The following is a 1661-nucleotide window of genomic DNA, read 5'->3' as shown; positions in this document are numbered from 1 at the left end:
TTTCAGTATTTATATATCTTAACATACCGGACTTTTTTGATGCCTATCTACTTAGCCATTTACAAAAGTGACGAGATTTGACCTAATTTCACACCAGCATCCAACAACTGTTGCTAGATAATAGGTTATGGCTCAAAACTTTTTAAGTAATCTTGAAACTAACATTTTCTAAACCGAACAAATCCTGAATTACATTTTTCTATTCTGTTACGTAAGTTACGATTATCATCAGAAATTTTTGTAACTTCTTTCTTCAAACTATTCTTTTCAGCCTTTATTATGTTATTATCTTTTTTTAAAACTTCAACCTTTTGATTTAAATGTAGAAATTTAATTAAACCTTTCAAAAATATTGATCTTCTTGTTTAATCTGACTTTTCACACTATCTGAAAAAATCATAGTGTGTGGGGTATACCTATACCCGGATTTCTCACCACACCTCTCAAAGCCTGCGCTTGTGCTCTTGTGCAGGAGAGAGTTCAATGTGCCTTGTTCTTTCTCCTCTGCCCCAGACCTCTGCTCCATCAAACGCCTGAAGTTTGTGAGAAACACGGGTATAGTAAGACTTTCTGTCTTTCCCTACACCCGAACCTGTAACCCTACCCCAGCCTTTCTTTTTCGCTAATTAGTCCCGAAAATATCATCAATAAGTACTTCTCACGAAACTAAATACTGTTGAATTTCAGTTTTTTGACGACGTAGAGCAGTGATTGCTTGCTGCTGAATTTGGCGAACTCGTTCTCTACTGACATTTAATTTCTCTCCAATCTGAGCTAAAGTTAGTTCTTGATCGTTCTCTAACCCAAAACGCAAAATTAATACTTCACGTTGCGTCGGTTTAAGTGATTCTAATAAACTATTAATGTCTTGGCGTAAAAGTTCTTTGGTGATATGTTCGTCTGGAGATATGCCCTCATCTGGTAAAAGTTGACTAAGTTCTGTATCTTGGTTATCTCCAATCTTTACATCTAGAGAAATTGGCTGCTTTGAACTGCTGAGAAAATCCCTAATCTGGCTTGGTTGTAAGTCTAAAGTTTCAGCAATTTCTACAACACTGGCTGGACGACCCAGTGTCTGAAATAATTCTCGCTGTACCTTCTTAATTTTGTTCAATTGTTCGGTGATATGAATTGGCAAGCGTACAGTACGGGATTTCTCTGCAATTGCCCGTGTGATTGATTGCGTAATCCACCAGTATACGTAGGTGGAAAGCTTATAGCCGCGATTGGGGTCAAATTTTTCTACACCCCTTTGTAAACCTATTGCCCCTTCTTGCAGCAAATCTAAGAATTCCAGATTGCGCTTCTGATATTTTTTGGCAATCGAAACCACCAGACGCAAGTTTGCTGTCACCATTTTTTGTTTGGCTCGTTGCCCAAGCTTTTGTATTTGAGCTATTTCCGGTTCACTTTTGTCAACATCAACAGCTAATTCGACCATTGTTGGCTCACGGTCTAGTTGTTGGGTGAGTACATTTTTTCTTTGCTCAATTGCCATGATTTGCTGTACCTGCCTCCCATAAGCAATTTCTTGGTCGGCGGTTAGCATTGGATAACGACCAATCTCTTGCAAATAGATACGAACCATGTCTGGACTCAGGCTGGACATAAGCTAATCGGCATTTAAGCTGCATAATATAAATGCAGAGTCGGTTGAAAAT

The 1661-nt window shown here is 38.4% G+C and carries 1 protein-coding gene; it reads right to left on the bottom strand.

All coding sequences use genetic code 11. The features are described from left to right. Positions 1-658: 658 nt before the first annotated feature. Positions 659-1609 (bottom strand): RpoD/SigA family RNA polymerase sigma factor, encoded by a 951-nt coding sequence (locus VB740_RS36610; RefSeq protein WP_323204697.1) that lies wholly within the window; start codon positions 1607-1609, stop codon positions 659-661. Positions 1610-1661: the final 52 nt, after the last annotated feature.

Source organism: Nostoc sp. UHCC 0251 (genome assembly GCF_034932245.1).
In the GTDB taxonomy this organism is placed as follows: domain Bacteria; phylum Cyanobacteriota; class Cyanobacteriia; order Cyanobacteriales; family Nostocaceae; genus Nostoc.
Note: the sequence above shows the minus strand (reverse complement) of the source record. Positions and strands in the feature narration are given on the sequence as shown.

Coding starts and splice junctions, on each gene's coding strand:
- VB740_RS36610 (WP_323204697.1), bottom strand. CDS start 1,609: ATGTCCAGCCTGAGTCCAGACATGGTTCGTATCTATTTGCAAGAGATT.